The sequence below is a fragment of the Paracoccus sp. NIOT.M2S5SZ12 genome, from assembly GCF_057748165.1.
Genome location: NZ_JBYLFR010000012.1, coordinates 81,035 through 96,532, shown reverse-complemented (window position 1 = coordinate 96,532; position 15,498 = coordinate 81,035). Strand labels below are relative to the sequence as shown.

At 70.0% G+C, this 15,498-nt stretch carries 11 protein-coding genes and 1 pseudogene; 4 read left to right on the top strand and 8 right to left on the bottom strand.

Going from position 1 to position 15,498, the window contains the following annotated elements; genetic code table 11:
* Positions 1 to 180: pseudogene (locus AC2SGK_RS12525) on the top strand (IS3 family transposase); the annotation flags it as partial.
* A 156-nt stretch (positions 181 to 336) separates the two neighbouring features.
* Here the strand turns inward: AC2SGK_RS12525 and AC2SGK_RS12520 are convergent.
* From AC2SGK_RS12520 to AC2SGK_RS12490, 7 genes are all read right to left on the bottom strand, one after another.
* Entirely contained in the window at positions 337 to 1,299 is a 963-nt protein-coding gene (locus tag AC2SGK_RS12520; RefSeq protein WP_488323864.1) for a Bug family tripartite tricarboxylate transporter substrate binding protein, read from the bottom strand.
* Between the two features lie 22 nt (positions 1,300 to 1,321).
* Complete coding sequence (locus AC2SGK_RS12515) at positions 1,322 to 2,830, bottom strand: tripartite tricarboxylate transporter permease (protein ID WP_488323863.1); 1,509 nt, start codon at positions 2,828 to 2,830, stop codon at positions 1,322 to 1,324.
* A gap of 12 nt (positions 2,831 to 2,842) precedes the next feature.
* On the bottom strand, positions 2,843 to 3,304 hold the full coding sequence (locus AC2SGK_RS12510) for a tripartite tricarboxylate transporter TctB family protein (RefSeq protein ID WP_488323862.1): 462 nt from the start codon (positions 3,302 to 3,304) through the stop codon (positions 2,843 to 2,845).
* Positions 3,305 to 3,366: 62 nt separating this feature from the next.
* Complete coding sequence (locus AC2SGK_RS12505) at positions 3,367 to 4,341, bottom strand: tripartite tricarboxylate transporter substrate-binding protein (protein WP_488323861.1); 975 nt, start codon at positions 4,339 to 4,341, stop codon at positions 3,367 to 3,369.
* A 209-nt stretch (positions 4,342 to 4,550) separates the two neighbouring features.
* Positions 4,551 to 5,912 (bottom strand): sigma-54-dependent transcriptional regulator, encoded by a 1,362-nt coding sequence (locus AC2SGK_RS12500; RefSeq protein ID WP_488323860.1) that lies wholly within the window; start codon positions 5,910 to 5,912, stop codon positions 4,551 to 4,553.
* Positions 5,909 to 7,726: a sensor histidine kinase gene (locus AC2SGK_RS12495; RefSeq protein ID WP_488323859.1), complete on the bottom strand. Its 1,818-nt coding sequence runs from the start codon at positions 7,724 to 7,726 to the stop codon at positions 5,909 to 5,911. Before AC2SGK_RS12495 ends, AC2SGK_RS12500 begins: the two co-directional genes overlap by 4 nt.
* A gap of 102 nt (positions 7,727 to 7,828) precedes the next feature.
* Positions 7,829 to 11,221 (bottom strand): indolepyruvate ferredoxin oxidoreductase family protein, encoded by a 3,393-nt coding sequence (locus tag AC2SGK_RS12490; RefSeq protein ID WP_488323858.1) that lies wholly within the window; start codon positions 11,219 to 11,221, stop codon positions 7,829 to 7,831.
* Positions 11,222 to 11,352: 131 nt separating this feature from the next.
* Between AC2SGK_RS12490 and AC2SGK_RS12485 the strand changes: the two genes are divergently transcribed.
* Positions 11,353 to 11,823, top strand: a complete 471-nt coding sequence (locus AC2SGK_RS12485) for an Lrp/AsnC family transcriptional regulator (protein WP_488323857.1) — start codon at positions 11,353 to 11,355, stop codon at positions 11,821 to 11,823.
* Positions 11,824 to 11,844: 21 nt separating this feature from the next.
* Here the strand turns inward: AC2SGK_RS12485 and AC2SGK_RS12480 are convergent, their stop codons facing one another.
* Positions 11,845 to 12,768 carry a bile acid:sodium symporter family protein gene (locus AC2SGK_RS12480; RefSeq protein ID WP_488323856.1) on the bottom strand — a complete coding sequence of 308 codons (924 nt, stop codon included), beginning with the start codon at positions 12,766 to 12,768 and terminating at the stop codon, positions 11,845 to 11,847.
* Positions 12,769 to 12,921: 153 nt separating this feature from the next.
* Between AC2SGK_RS12480 and hmgA the strand changes: the two genes are divergently transcribed.
* The gene (hmgA, locus tag AC2SGK_RS12475) at positions 12,922 to 14,283 is read left to right on the top strand and encodes a homogentisate 1,2-dioxygenase (protein ID WP_488323855.1); all 1,362 of its coding nucleotides are present in this window, start codon (positions 12,922 to 12,924) and stop codon (positions 14,281 to 14,283) included.
* Positions 14,283 to 15,491 carry a fumarylacetoacetase gene (fahA, locus tag AC2SGK_RS12470; RefSeq protein ID WP_488323854.1) on the top strand — a complete coding sequence of 403 codons (1,209 nt, stop codon included), beginning with the start codon at positions 14,283 to 14,285 and terminating at the stop codon, positions 15,489 to 15,491. Before hmgA ends, fahA begins: the two co-directional genes overlap by 1 nt.
* Positions 15,492 to 15,498 lie beyond the last annotated feature (7 nt).

The window sequence follows — 15,498 nt, the reverse complement described above, 5'->3', positions numbered from 1 at the left end:
TACAACACCGCGCGGCCCCACTCGGCCCTCGGCTACCAGACCCCCGCAGGCTTTGCTCTGCACCTGACCACCGCAATCGCCCGTCCCGCTGCACGCGATCAGGGTTCCGCGCGCCGGGCGATTGCTCAACCCACGCCGAAAGGCGTAAATCAGCTACCGGCTCCGGTCGCGGCTGGATGAAAGTTCAGTGGCAGGTCAAGTTCGCGACAATTCTACTTTGCTTCTACATCCAGGCAAAGAATAACCAGAGTTATGGAACGCCAGCACCAAGGCCCGGGCGTCCGCAGGATCGGGCCCGCCCCTCGAAGGGCGGACCCGCGTCGTTCGGGCGTGGTCTCAGTCCATGCGGACTTGGGCGTCGGTCACGACGGGCGCCCATTTCTCCATCTCGGCCTGGACATGCGCGGCCAGGTCCTCGGGCGTCGAGGCGACGATGGTGGCCGAGAACTCGGTCATGCGGGCCTGGACGTCGGGATCGGCCATCGCAGTGGTCGCGGCCTCGTTCAGCGCCGCGACCACCTCGGGGGGCGTGCCAGCCGGGGCAAAGAGCGCGTTCCAGGTATAGGTCTCGTAGCCGGGCAGCGTCTCGGCGATGGTCGGCACGTCGGGGAAGCTGGCGGCACGTTCCGTCGTCGTCACCCCGAGCGCCTTGAGCGAGCCTGCCGCGATGTGGCTGGAGGCCGAGGGCAGGTTGTCGAAGATGATCGGCACCTGATTGCCCAGCACATCGGTCAGCGCGGGGCCGGACCCCTGGTAGGGGATGTGGGTCAGGTCGATCCCGGCCATCGACTTGAACAGCTCTCCGGACAGGTGCAGCGGCGTGCCGTTGCCCGAGGACGCATAGGCCAGCGGCTCGGACTTGGCCAGATCGATCAGTTCCTGCACGGTGTCGACGCCCAGTTCGGGGTTCACCGCCAGCACGTTCGGCACCAGCACCAGCAGCGACACGGGCGCGAAATCCGCGACCGGGTCATAGGGCTTCTGCGTCAGGATCAAGGGGTTTAGCGCATGTGTGGCGACGGTGCCCATCAGGATGGTGTAGCCGTCCGGTTCGGCCCGCGCGACCTGCCCCGCGCCCAAGCTGCCGCCTGCGCCGCCGACGTTCTGGACGACGACCTGCTGGCCCAGCTGAGCGCTCATCTTCTCGGCGACGATGCGCCCCACCACGTCGGTGGAGCCGCCGGCGGCGAAGGGGATGACCAGGGTCACGGCGCGTTCGGGAAAGTCCTGCGCCGCGGCCGCGCCCGTCATCAGGACGGCCAGCGCCGCCCCTTGCATCAGTCTGGTGATCGGTGTCATTCTTGGATGTCCTTTCATGATGTCAGCCGTCGGCTTCGGTGAAGACCTCGTCGCGGCGCGACCGGATCTGGGGCAGGAAGACCAGCACCAGCACCGCCAGCGCCGCCAAGAGCAGGCCCGCGCTGATCGGGCGGGTCAGGAAGGTGGTCGGATCGCCCCGCGACAGGATCATGGCGCGGCGCAGGTTCTCCTCCAGGAGCGGGCCCAGAACGAAGCCCAGGAGCAGAGGCGCCGGTTCGCAGCGCAGCTTGGACATGACATAGCCCAAGAGCCCGAAGAACGCGACGGCGTAGAGGTCGAAGGTGTTGTTGTCGACCGAATAGACCCCAATCGCGCACATCGCCATGATGATCGGGAACAGCACGTAATAGGGCACCGTCAGCAGCTTGACCCACAGCCCGATGAGCGGGAGGTTCAGCACGACCAGCATCAGGTTGCCGATCCACATGCTGGCGATGATGCCCCAGAACAGCATCGGCTGTTCGCTGACCACGTTCGGGCCGGGCACGATGCCCTGGATGATCATCGCGCCGATCATCAGCGCCATGACCGGGTTCGCCGGGATGCCGAGCGTCAGCAGCGGGATGAAGCTGGTCTGCGCGCCCGCGTTGTTGGCACTTTCGGGGCCCGCGACGCCGGCGATGGCGCCGTGGCCGAACTCCTCGGGGTGCTTGGAGAGCTTCTTCTCCATCGTGTAGCTGGCGAAGCTGGCCAGGATCGCGCCGCCGCCGGGCAGGATGCCCAGAACCGAGCCGATGCCGGTGCCGCGCAGGACCGGGCCCGCCATCTCGCGGAACTCCTGGCGGTTGGGCATCAGGCGCTGGATGTTGCGGGTCATCACCTCGCGGGTGTGCTCGACCTCCAGGTTGCGCAGGATCTCGGCGATGCCGAAGAGGCCCACGGCCAGGGCCACGAAGTTCAGCCCGTCCGCATAGGCGGTGATGCCCAGGGTGAAGCGCGGCGCCCCGGTATAGATGTCTGTGCCGACCATGCCCAGCAGCAGGCCCAGCACCATCATCGCCAGCGCCTTGATGACCGACCCGTGGGCCAGCGCCACGGCCATGATCAGGCCCAGCACCATCAGGCTGAAATACTCGGCCGCGCCGAACTTCAGCGCGATGACCGTCAGCGGCGGCGCGAAGATCGCGACCAGGAAGGTGGCCACCGTGCCCGCGAAGAACGACCCCAGGGCCGCGGTCGCCAGCGCGATGCCCGCCCTGCCCCGCCGCGCCATCTGATAGCCGTCGATCGCCGTCACCGCCGAAGAGCTTTCCCCCGGCATGTTGATCAGGATCGCGGTGGTCGAGCCGCCGTATTGCGCCCCGTAATAGATGCCCGCCAGCATGATGAGCGAGCTGACCGGCTCCAGCTGGAAGGTGATCGGCAGCAGCATGGCGATGGTCGCCGTGGCGCCGATGCCCGGCAGCACCCCGATCAGCGTGCCCAGGAGCACGCCGATCAGGCAGAAGACCAGGTTGGCCGGGGTCGAGGCGACGGAGAAGCCCATCGCCAGGTTCGACAGAAGATCCATGATGGCGTTTCCCTAAAACTGGACCCAGGGTCCGAACAGGCGGAACGGCAGGCCCAGCCCGTAGCTGAAGATCAGCGTGGACAGGATCGTCACGACCACCGACAGGATCAGCGCCGCCGCGGGCCGCATCCGCACCGAGGCCTGCGAGGCGATCAGCGTCGCCAGGAACAGCGCCGGGACGAAGCCCAGGCCCCGCACCGTCAGGCCGAAGACGATGGGTGCGGGCAGGATCAGCAGCATGCCCCGCCAGGCGATGGGTCCGAAGGGCTCTCCGGGACGGCCGAAGGACTTCAGGAAGATCGCCGCGCCCAGAAGGAACAGCAGCCCCGACAGGATCATCGGGAAATAGCCCGGCCCCATGCGGAACAGGGTGCCGATCTCCAGCCCGGCCGTCTGCCAGCCGAAGAAGCCCGCGGCCCCCATCAGCAGCAGGCCCGCGGCCTGATCGGTCTTGTCGTTGGTGTTGGTGGACATGCGCCCCTCCCTACCCGTGGCGTGATGCCCCCCGCGACGCCCGGCCGCGGGGGGCCGCGCGATCAGTCGGCGTAGACGCCCGCGGCCTCGATCACCGGCTGCCAGCGGGCGATCTCGGCCTCCAGCTTGGCCTGCAGCGCCGCCGGGGTGGCGTCCTCGGCCGAGGACGGGGCGGTGCCCAGACCGGCCATCGCCTCGGCGACGCCGGGATCGGCCAGCGCGGCCTGCAGCGCGGTGGACAGGCGCTCGTTCACCTCGGCGGGCGTGCCCTTGGGGGTGTAGATGCCGTGCCAGATGGCCACCTCGAACCCGTCCAGCCCGGATTCGGCGCCGGTGGGCAGGTCGGGGAACAGCTCCAGCCGCTCGGGCGTGGTGACGGCATAGGCCTTGACCGTGCCGCCCTGAATCTGCTGGGTGGTGTTGGTCGTCTGGTCGCACATCACGTCGACCTGACCGCCCAGAAGGTCGGTCATCGCCGGGCCGGTCCCCTGATAGGGCACGGTGATCATCGGCGCCTCGAGCGCCTGCATCAGCAGCATGCCGCACAGGTGACTGGCCGAACCGATGCCCGCATTGGCCAGGGTCAGGTTGTCGGCATTGCCCTTGACGAACTCCAGGAAGGCCGGAAAGTCGGCCGGCTCGAAGTCCTGGCGCGCGACGACGACCATCGGCACCTCGGTGACCAGACCCACATAGTCGAAGGCCTCCAGCGTCTCATAGGCTAGGTTGCGATAGAGCGTCTCGGCGGTCGCCATGCCGATATGGTGCAGCAGCACCGTGTAGCCGTCGGCCTCGGCGCCCGCGACCCGGCCCGCGCCCAGGGTGCCGCCCGCGCCGCCCATGTTCTCGATCACGATCTGCTGGCCCAGATCGGCCGACATGCGCTCGGCCACCAGGCGGGCGACGGTGTCGGTCGGCCCCCCGGCCGAGAAGGGCACGATCATCGTGATCTGGCGCGCGGGATAATCCTGCGCCAGCGCAGGCCCGGCCAGCACGGTCGCCGCCAGAAGCGACGCCGAAATCGTCTTGAAAGCCATGATTCCTCCCGGTTTTGGCTGATGGGCCGCGCGCTCCTCAACGATGCGGCCCCGTGCATGGGATGCTGCGCCATCACCGGGCGGAGCGCCAAACGCTAATCACGCGGCCGCGACGATTTTCGGGCGTCGCGAGCGGGAAATGGGTAGGAAAGGTGACATGCGGGGTCGGGGATGTGTGGAACGCTACCCATTTTCCGGCGCATGGGTCGTCAGCCGTCGGGGCGGGCCGGGTCCTCGTCGTCGGGGTCCAGCATCAGGCGGCGGTCCAGCCCGTGGCGCTGCATCTTGTCGTAGAGCGTCTTGCGCGAGATCCCCAGGGCCTCGTAGACCGGTCGCAGCCGGCCGCCATGCGCGGCGATGGCCCCCGCGATCACGCTGCGCTCGAAATCGGCCATCCGGTCGGCCAGCCGGGCCAGCGGCAGGTCCGCCTCGGCCGCCCCCTCCAGCCCCAGGACGAAGCGTTCGGCCAGGTTGCGCAGCTCGCGCATGTTGCCAGGCCAGTCGCGTGCCGACAGGTCCGACAGCAGCGCCGGGCCGGCCTCGCGCTCGGGGCACTTGTTGCGGGCGGCGGCCTCGCGGATCAGCTGCAGAAACAGCAGCGGGATGTCCTCGCGCCGCGCGGCCAGCGGCGGGACATGCAGCACCGCGACGTTCAGCCGCCAGTACAGATCCTCGCGCAGCAGCCCCCGTGCCACCAGCGTGGCGGGATCGATCTTGCTGATCGCCACGAAGCGCACGTCCAGCGCGATCGGGTCGTGCGAGCCGAGGCGGGTGATGCTTCGCTCCTGCAGCACGCGCAGCAGGCGCGCCTGCACGTCCAGCGGCATGGCGCCGATCTCGTCCAGCAGGACGGTGCCGCCGCGCGCATGCTCGAACTTGCCGAAGCGCGGGCGCAGGGCGCCGGGAAAGGCCCCGGCCTCGTGGCCGAACAGGTCGGATTCGATCAGCGCCTCGGGCAGGGCCGCGCAGTTGATCGCCACGAAGGGCCGCGCCGCGCGGGCCGAGATGTCGTGCAGCGTGCGCGCCACGACCTCCTTGCCCGATCCGGTCGGCCCCACGATCAGCGTGTCGGCATCCGCCGCCCCGATTGCGCGGACGCGGTGGCGCAGGTCCACCATCACCGGGGTGCGGCCGGGCAGGCGCGCCTCGACATCGTCGCGCTTGCCCGCCACCGCGCGCAGGCGGCGGTTGTCCAGCACCAGCGCGCGATGGGCACAGGCGCGGCGGATGACCGTCACCAGGTCCTGGACCACGAAGGGCTTTTCCAGAAAGTCGTAGGCCCCCGCGCGGATCGCGCTGACGGCCAGCTGCACGTCGGCATGGCCGGTGATCAGGATCACCGGCAGGTCCGGGTCCAGGTCGCGCAGATGACCCATCAGGGTCATGCCGTCCATCTGCGGCATGCGGATGTCGCTGACCACGATCCCGTCGAAGCCTGGCCCGGCCAGGGCCAGCGCCTCGGGGCCGGACCCGACGGTGTGCACCGTCACGCCCGCCAGCTCCAGCGCCTGCGCGGTCGAGCTGCGCATCTGGTGGTCGTCATCGACCAGGATCACCTGCGGCGCGCTCATGCGGCGGCCCGTTCGGGATGGGCCACCGGCAGGGTGACGCGGAACAGCGCCCCCGGCCCCGCATCGTGGCACGAGATGCGCCCGCCCAGATCGCGCAGGATGTTGGCGCTGATCGACAGGCCAAGGCCCATGCCCGCCCCCGGCCCCTTGGTGGTGAAGAACGGATCGAAGATGCGCAGGGCCAGCGCGTCGGGCACGCCCGGTCCCCGGTCGCGCACGGTGATGGCGATGGCCCCGTCCACCGCGCGGGCCGACAGGGTGATGCGCCGGTCGGCCTGCCCCTCGACCGCGTCGGCGGCATTGCCCAGAAGGTTCACCAGCACCTGCTGCAGCCGCGTGGGGCCGGCCAGGACCGGGGGCAGGTCGGCGGGGATGTCCTCCTCCAGCACGGCGCCGATGGCGGCCAGCCGGCCCTCCATGATCATTCGCGTCTCGACCAGCAGGGGCGCAAGGTGGACGGGGCCAAGGCGGTCGCCCGGCTTGCGCGCCGCGTTGCGCAGATGCCGCCCGATGGCCGAGATGCGGTCCAGGAGCGTCAGGATCTGGCCCACATTGTCGCGGGCGCGCCCGACCTCGCCGCGGTCGATCAGGATCGCGGCGCTGTCGGCATAGTTGCGCGCCGCGGCCAGCGGCTGGTTGATCTCGTGCGACAGCGCCGCCGACATCTGGCCCAGGGCGGCCAGCTTGCCCACCTGCACCAGGCTGTCCTGGGCGGCGCGCAGCTCGGTCTCGGTGGCGCGGCGTTCGGTGATCTCGGCCTCAAGGCGGTGGTTCATCCGCGCCAGGTCCGCGGTGCGTTCGGTCACGCGGCGCTCCAGCTCGGCGGTGGCGTGGATCTGCATGGCCAGCCGTTCGGCGATGCGGGCGCGGCGCTGGCGCAGGATCAGCGCCCCCGCCCCCGCCACGCATCCCGCAAGGATCAGCAGCATCACAACCATCTGCGCCTGCCCGCGCAGTTCGGCCGTGTCCAGAAGGACATGGACCGTCCAGCCCGCCTCGGGCATGGTGCGCGACACCGCCAGATAGTCGCGCCGCGCCGCGCCGTCCGCGATGCGCATCAGCCGCGCGTCGCCCCGGCTGCGGTCCTCATGGACCAGCGGGCGGATGGCCATGTCGTCGTATCGCTGCGTCGGATCGATCCGCGCCCGCCAGTCGGCGGAGACCGGCACGATCGCCCGGTACCGCCAGTCGGGTTCCGAGGCCATGAACATCACCCCGTCCGGATCGGTGACGAAGATGCGCAGGTCGCTGCCCCGCCACGAGGCCTCGACCGCGTCCAGCGCGATCTTGACCGCGATGACCGCCGCGACCTGCCCCCGGTCGTCGCGGACCGGCGCCGAGAAATAGTATCCGCGCACGCCGGACGTGGTGCCCACGCCGAAGAACCGCCCCGCCTGCCCCGCCGCGGCCTGGGTGAAATAGGGGCGGTAGTGGAAGTTCTGGCCCACGAAACTGTGCGGCTGGTCGTGGTTCGAGGCCGCGACGGTCAGCCCGTCGGCGCGCATCAGATAGATGTCGGACGATCCCAGCAGCGCGTTGCGTGCGGCGAACAGGCGGTTGATCTCGGCCCGGCGGGCCGGATCTTCGGGGCGCATGGCCAGCGCGCGCACGGCGTCCAGATCGGCCAGCAGCAGCGGCACCGACTGATAGCGCGCGAGATAGCCCGCCAGCGCGTTCTCGGTCAGGCGCAGGGCGGTCTCGGCGCGGTCCTGCCCGCGCTGCAGGGCATGGGCCTGAGCCAGGCGGTCTGCCTGCCAGACGACCAGCGCCGCGACCGCGATGATCGCCGCCCAGACCAGATGCCGCCGCCTCATCCCCATCCGCTCCCTGCATCCGCGCGCACAGCGCGGCCCCCGGACCCGCTCTAGCAAATCCGCGGGCAGCCGTCAGCGAAACTTTGCGTCCCGCGGGGGCGCTCAGGTCAGGATCGCCGCCACCTGCGCGCGCACGCGGTCGGCGGCGGCATGGCGCACCGGGCCATAGCCGCGGATCTCCTGCGCGGCCTCCAGCACCGTCACCGCATCCGCGCCCAGGGCCGCATGGTCGCGCGCGACCCGCGCGATCACGCCCTCGAACCAGTCCAGCAGGTCGTGGTCCAGCCGCCGGTCGGCGCTGCGGGCGAAGGGGTCCGCCCAGCTGCCCCGCAGGCCGCGCAGCCGCGCGAGGCCGCGCAGGACCGGTCGCATCCACGGGCCGAAGGCGGTCTTGCGCGGCCGCCCGCGCCCGTCCGTGCCGCGCGGCAGCAGCGGCGGGGCCAGATGGTGGCGGATGGTGTAGCCGCCCTCGAATTCGGCGGCGATGCGGGCGGCAAAGGCCGGATCGGCATGCAGGCGCGCGACCTCGTATTCGTCCTTGTAGGCCATCAGCCGATGGAGAGAGACGGCCGCCGCGCGCCGGATCTCCTCGACCGGGGGCAGCGTGGCCAGCGTGTCGGCATAGCGGCGCGCATAGGCCGCGTCCTGATATCCGGTCAGCCGCGCCATGCGATCCGCGATGATCGCGTCGGCCGTCTGCGGCATGGCCGGGGCGGTCGGCTCTTCCTCCAGCGCGGCCGGATCGGCGGCCAGCACGCGGCCCAGGTCGAAGGCCAAGCCGTTCTTCTCGACCGTAACGCCATTCAGCAGGATCGCCTGCTTCAGCGCCATCTCGCTGACCGGGACCATCCCCTGCTGCCAAGCGGCGCCAAGCGCCATGATGTTGGCATAGACCGCGTCCCCCATCAGCCGCTCGGCCGCGCGGTTGAAATCGACCGCCAGCAGGTTCGCGGCCCCCACCGTGCGCGCGATCAGGTCCTCGCGTTCGGGGATGCGCAGGTCGGCGTCGCGGTTGAGGACCAGATCGCCCGTGGGCATGGGCGCGCGGTTCAGCACGACCCGCGTGCCGGGACGGTAATGCAGGCTGGCCTTGGGCGAGGAACAGACGACCGCGTCGCAGCCGATCACCGCATCGGCATGGCCGCGTTCGATGCGCACCTGATGGATGTCGTCGGGGCGCGCGGCCAGGCGGACATGGCCCAGGACCGTGCCGAACTTCTGCGCGAAGCCGGTGAAGTCCAGCACGCTGGCCCCGCGCCCCTCCAGATGGGCGGCCATGGTGATCAGCGCGCCGACCGTCACGACGCCCGTCCCGCCCACGCCCGCCACCAGCAGGTCGTAGGGACGGTCCAGCGCGGGCAGGACGGGCGGGGTCAGCCGCGCGCGCAGGGCCGCGATGTCCAGATCGGCGGGCTTGGGCTTGCGGCGGCGGCTGCCTTCGATGGTGACGAAGCTGGGGCAGAACCCGTCGAGGCAGCTGAAGTCCTTGTTGCACGAGGACAGGTTGATGCGCCGCTTGCGGCCCAAGGGTGTCTCGACCGGTTCGACCGACAGGCAGTTCGAGGCGACCGAACAATCGCCGCAGCCCTCGCAGACGGCCTCGTTGATGACCGCGAAGCGGGCCGGATCTTCGGCTTTGCCGCGCTTGCGGCGGCGGCGCTTCTCGGTGGCGCAGGTCTGCTCGTAGATCAGCACGGTGACGCCCCGGATCTCGCGCAGTTCGCGCTGGATGGCGTCCAGCCGGTCGCGATGGTCCAGCGTGGTGCCCTGCGGAAAGTCGCGCAGATCGAAGGCAGCGGGATTGTCGCTGACCAGCGCGATGCGCGTCACCCCCTCGGCGCGGCAGCTCTGGGCGATGGCCTGCACGCTGACCGGCCCGTCCACCGGCTGCCCGCCGGTCATCGCCACCGCGTCGTTGTAGAGGATCTTGTAGGTGATGTTGGCGCCCGCCGCGACCGCCTGCCGGATCGCCAGCGATCCCGAATGATACCACGTCCCCTCGCCCAGGTTCTGGAACATGTGCCGCCCGCCGTTCCAGCGCTGCGCGACGGCGATGGGGACCCCCTCGCCGCCCATCTGCGCATAGCCCAGGGTCTGGCGGTCCATCCATCCCGCCATGACGTGACAACCGATCCCGCTGGCCGCCTTGCTGCCCTCGGGCAGCTTGGTGGAGGTGTTGTGCGGGCAGCCCGAGCAGAAATAGGGCGTGCGCGTCGCGCCCGGCACCGACAGGACCGGGGCGGGCGTCGCGGCCAGGGCGCGGGCGCGGTCCTCCAGCCCTTCGTCCGGGAAGAACCGCGCCAGCCGTTCGGCCAGCACCGGGACCAGCATCAGCGGGCTCAGCTCCCCGGTCCAGGGCAGCAGCGGGTCGCCCGCGGTGCGGTGCTTGCCCACCATCCTGCGCGGCTTGGCGCCGGGCCAGTCGTAGAAATACTCCTTGAACTGGCTCTCGATGATGCCGCGCTTCTCCTCGATCACCAGCACCTCGTCCTTGCCGGTGACGAAGGCCAGCGCATCGCGGCGCGCCAGGGGCCAGACCATGCCGACCTTGTAGATGTCGATGCCGAGGCGGCGGCAGGCGGCCTCGTCCAGACCCAGAAGGCGCAGCGCCTCCAGCGTGTCCAGATGGCCCTTGCCGGTGGTGACGATGCCGAAACGCGCCTCCGCGATGTCATAGATGCGGCGGTCGATGGGGTTCGCCTCCGCGAAGGCCTCGACGGCGCGCAGCTTGTGGCCGATGCGCGTCTCGATCTCGGGGCTGGGCAGGTCCGAGAGGCGCACATGGATGCCGCCCGGCGGTCCGGTGAAGTCCGGCTGCGCAAAGACGCGGTCCTCGGGCAGCACGACCGACTGGCCCGATTCGACCGTCTCGGAGATCGCCTTGAACCCGACCCATGTCCCCGAGAACCGCGACAGCGCGATGCCGTATTCGCCGAAGGACAGGTATTCCCCCACCGAGTCTGGGTTCAGGACCGGCATGAACCAGGCCATGAAGGCCACGTCCGACTGATGCGGCATCGATGAGGACACGCAGCCGTGGTCGTCGCCCGCCACGACCAGCACGCCGCCCTTGGGCGAGGAACCATAGGCGTTGCCGTGCTTCAGCGCATCGCCCGAGCGGTCCACCCCCGGCCCCTTGCCGTACCACATCGAGACCACGCCATCGACCTGGCAGGCGGGGTCCAGCACCGCCTGCTGCGCGCCCAGGATGGCGGTGGCGCCCAGATCCTCGTTCACGGCGGGCAGGAACTCGATCCCGGCCTCGGCCAGGCGGGGCTTCTGGCGCCACATCTCCTGATCGACGCCGCCCAGGGGCGAGCCGCGATAGCCCGAGACCAGACCCGCCGTGGTCCAGCCCCGCGCCCGGTCGCGCCGCGCCTGATCCAGCATGATCCGCACCAGCGCCTGCGTCCCGGTCAGAAAGACCCGGCCCTGCTGGCGGGCATAGCGGTCGTCCAGCTGATAGGTGGCGAAACCCTTCGGTTGTTCGGTCATGACGGCTGATCCTCCCCGGCGCGCAGTCGCATCATCATGCGCCCTACGCGGCGAAGATTCTTTCCAGAATGCTGGCGGAACGGCGCCGTCGCGGATAATCTGTCCGCCAAACCGGAGACAAGTGAAACGCCATGCCGGATGACGCTCTTCTGGACGATCCCGTGACCATGCGCATCCTGACGGAGCTGCGCCGCGACAGCCGCATCCCCAACGCGACCCTGGCCGAGCGCGTGGGGCTCTCGACCTCCAGCTGCTGGCGGCGGGTGCGGGCGCTGGAGGAATCGGGGGCGATCCGCCGCTATACCGTGGCGCTGGATGACGCGGTGCTGGGCGACGGGTTCAAGGCCATCGTGCATGTGAACCTGGTGCGTCACGACGCGGCGATGGTGCAGGACTTCATCCGCATGACGCGCATCACGCCGGCGGTGCGGGCGGCCTATGCGACGACGGGGGCGGCGGATTACCACCTGCACGTCACCTGCCGCGACCTTGCGGCCTACAACCGCTTTCTGGACGACCATCTGCTGTCGCTGCCCGCGGTCAAGGGCGCGCAGACCTTCCTGGTCCTGAAGACCATCAAGGAGGAGGACGGCCCCGGCTGAGGGCCGCCCCCCGTCATCGGCTCAGGTCCGGCGGGCCAGCCAGCTGGCGAAGACCGCGCCCGAGATGTTGTGCCAGACGCTGAAGATCGCCGCCGGCACCGCCGTGACCGGCGAGAAATAGGCCGTGGCCAGCGCCGCGGCCAGGCCCGAGTTCTGCATGCCGACCTCGATCGCGACGGCCTTGCGCCCGGCCAGGTTCACCCCGGCCAGCCGCGCCGCCAGATAGCCGATCAGATAGCCCAGCACGTTGTGCAGCGCCACGACCGCAAAGATCATCGCCCCCGACTGGACGATCGCGCCCTTGGAGGCCCCGACCACCGCCGCCACGATCAGCACGATCCCGGTCACGCTGACCAAAGGCAGCATCGGCACCGCCGCGCGCACCAGCGCGGGCAGCAGCCGCTGCGCCGCAAAGCCCAGGGCCAGCGGCAGCAGCACGACCTTGAGGATCGACTGGAACATGGCCCAGGCATCGACGGGCAGGTATTCGCTGGCCAGCATCAGCACCAGGAAGGGCGTCACGACAGGCGCCATCAGGGTGGTCACGCTGGTGCAGGCGACCGACAGGGCGGTGTCGCCCTTGGCCATGAAGGTCATCACGTTGGAGGAGGTTCCGCCGGGACAGCAGCCGACCAGGATGACCCCGGCCGCCACCTCGGGCGACATCGGGATCAGCGTGGTCAGCACCACGGCCAGCAGCGGCATGATGATGAACTGCGCCGCCACGCCCACGCCCACCTGATAGGGACGGCGCAGCACCTCGGCAAAGTCGCGCCCCGAGATGGTCAGGCCCATGCCGAACATGATGATGCCCAGCAGCGTCACGATCCAGGGCGTCAGCTGCCGGAACGTGTCGGGAAACAGAAAGCCCAGGGCCGCGAAGGCCAGGACCCACAGCGCAAAGCTGTTGCCGACGAAGCGGGAAAAACGTGCCAATGTGGTCAAGACTGCCTCCTTTTGCGCAATTCCGCTGCGCCGTGATCTGTCTGCGGGGGCTTAGCGGCGGAGGGCGGCGGCCGCAACCCGCCGCCCCGGCTTGACGCGCGGCGGGGCGCGCGCATAAGATCGTTGCGCGTGCAACGAATGGCGGACCCCGCGATGAGCGACAGCGACACCCCCTCGGGCCTGACCCGCGCCCCCGCGCAGCCCGGCCCCCATCCGGGCTACATGCCCGGCTTCGGCAACGATTTCGAGACCGAGGCCCTGCCCGGCGCCCTGCCCCAGGGCCAGAACAGCCCGCAGAAATGCGCCTATGGCCTCTATGCCGAACAGCTGTCGGGCACGGCCTTCACCGCGCCGCGCGGGCAGAACGAACGGACCTGGTGCTATCGCATCCGGCCTTCGGTCCATCACACGGGCCGGTTCGCGCGCATCGACCTGCCGCAGTGGAAGACCGCGCCGAACGTGCTGCCCGACGTCACCAGCCTGGGCCAGTACCGGTGGGACCCGATCCCGCTGCCCGACCGGCCGCTGACCTGGCTGACCGGCATGCGGACGATGACCACGGCAGGCGACGTCAACATCCAGACGGGCATGGCCGCGCATGTCTATCTGGTCACCGCGTCGATGCAGGACGAATACTTCTTCTCCGCCGACAGCGAGCTGCTGGTCGTGCCGCAGCAGGGGCGGCTGCGCTTCTGCACGGAACTGGGCGTGATCGACCTGGAGCCCAAGGAGATCGCGATCCTGCCCCGCGGCCTGGTCTATCGGGTGGAGCTGCCGGACGGTCCCGCGCGCGGCTTCGTCTGCGAGAACTATGGCCAGAAGTTCGACCTGCCCCATCGCGGCCCCATCGGCGCCAACTGCCTGGCCAATCCGCGCGACTTCAAGTCGCCGGTCGCGGCCTTCGAGGACCGCGAGGTCCGCTCCCGCGTGGTCATCAAGTGGTGCGGCCAGTTCCACGAGAGCTGGATCGACCACAGCCCGCTGGACGTGGTCGCGTGGCACGGCAACTATTGCGCCTACAAGTATGATCTGCGGACCTATTCCCCGGTCGGCGCGATCCTGTTCGACCATCCCGACCCGTCGATCTTCACCGTGCTGACCGCGCCTTCGGGGCAGGAGGGCACGGCCAACATAGACTTCGTGCTGTTCCGCGAGCGCTGGCTGGTGGCCGAGCACAGCTTCCGCCCGCCCTGGTACCACAAGAACGTCATGTCCGAGCTGATGGGCAACATCTACGGCCAGTACGACGCCAAGCCGCAGGGCTTTGCGCCGGGGGGCATCAGCCTGCACAACTGCATGCTGCCCCACGGCCCCGACCGCGACGCCTTCGAGGCCGCCAGCAACGCGGAGCTGAAGCCCCACAAGCTGGACGAGACCATGTCCTTCATGTTCGAGACGCGCTTTCCCCAGCACCTGACCGAATGGGCCGCGCGCGAGGCACCGATGCAGCCCGATTACGTCGATGTCTGGAACCGGTTGGAGAAGAAGTTCGACGGCACGCCCGGGGTCAAGTGATGGCGGCCCCCACCCTGCTGCCCTCCTGGATCGACAGCGCGAACCGGCCCGACGGGTCGTTTCCGCTGAACAACCTGCCCTGCGGCGTGTTCTCGGACGGGGATGCGCCGCGCTGCGGGGTGGCCATCGGCGACCTGATCCTGGACTTGGCCGCCTGCGAGGTGCGGGGCCTGGTCGCCGCGGACGGCACGCTGGCCCGACCCGCCTGGAACGACTTCATCGCCCTGGGGCCTCGGGCCTGGGCGGCGCTTCGGGCGCGGCTGATGGTGCTGCTGGGGCCGGACGGGCCGCGCGACCTGCCGCTGATCCCGATGGCGCGGGCGGCGCTGCACCTGCCGATCCGGGTCAGCGAGTTCACCGATTTCTATGCCTCGCGCCATCATGCGCAGACCGTGGGCGCGCTGTTCCGCGACCCGCAGAACGCCCTGCCGCCGCAATGGACGCATATGCCCATCGGCTATAACGGGCGGGCCTCCTCGGTGGTGGTGTCCGGCACGCCGATCCGCCGCCCCATGGGCCAGCTGCGGGGCGACGCGGGCCCGGTCTGGGCGGCCAGCGCGAAGCTGGACCTGGAGCTGGAGTTGGGCGCCGTGGTGGGCCTGCCCACCGAACAGGGCTGCCGGATCAGCGTCGATCAGGCCGAGGAGATGATCTTTGGCCATGTCCTCCTGAACGACTGGTCGGCCCGCGACATCCAGGCTTGGGAATATCAGCCCCTGGGGCCGTTCCAGGGCAAGGCCATGGCCACGACGATCGGGGCCTGGATCGTGACCCGCGCCGCGCTGGAGCCGTTCCGCTGCGCCGGCGCCCCGCGCGATCACGCGCCCCTGCCCTATCTGGCCGAAACGCGGCCCGGCTTTCACGACATCCAGATGGGCTGGTCGCTGAACGGCCAGGTGATGGCGCGCGTGGACTATGCGGTCATGTACTGGTCGCAGGCCCAGGCCCTGGCGCATCACGCAAGCTCCGGCTGTCCGATGCGGGTGGGCGACCTTCTGGGCTCGGGCACCGTCTCGGGTCCGGGGCGCGACCAGATGGGCGCGCTGCTGGAGATGACGCTGAGCGGCCGCGACCCCGTCCGCGTGAACGGCACGCCTCGCACCTTCCTGGAGGATGGGGACGAGGTCGCGCTGTTCGCCCATGCGCAGGGTCATGGGTTCCGCGTGGGGTTCGGCCCCTGCACCGGGCGCATCCTGCCCGCGGGGTAAGCGCGCT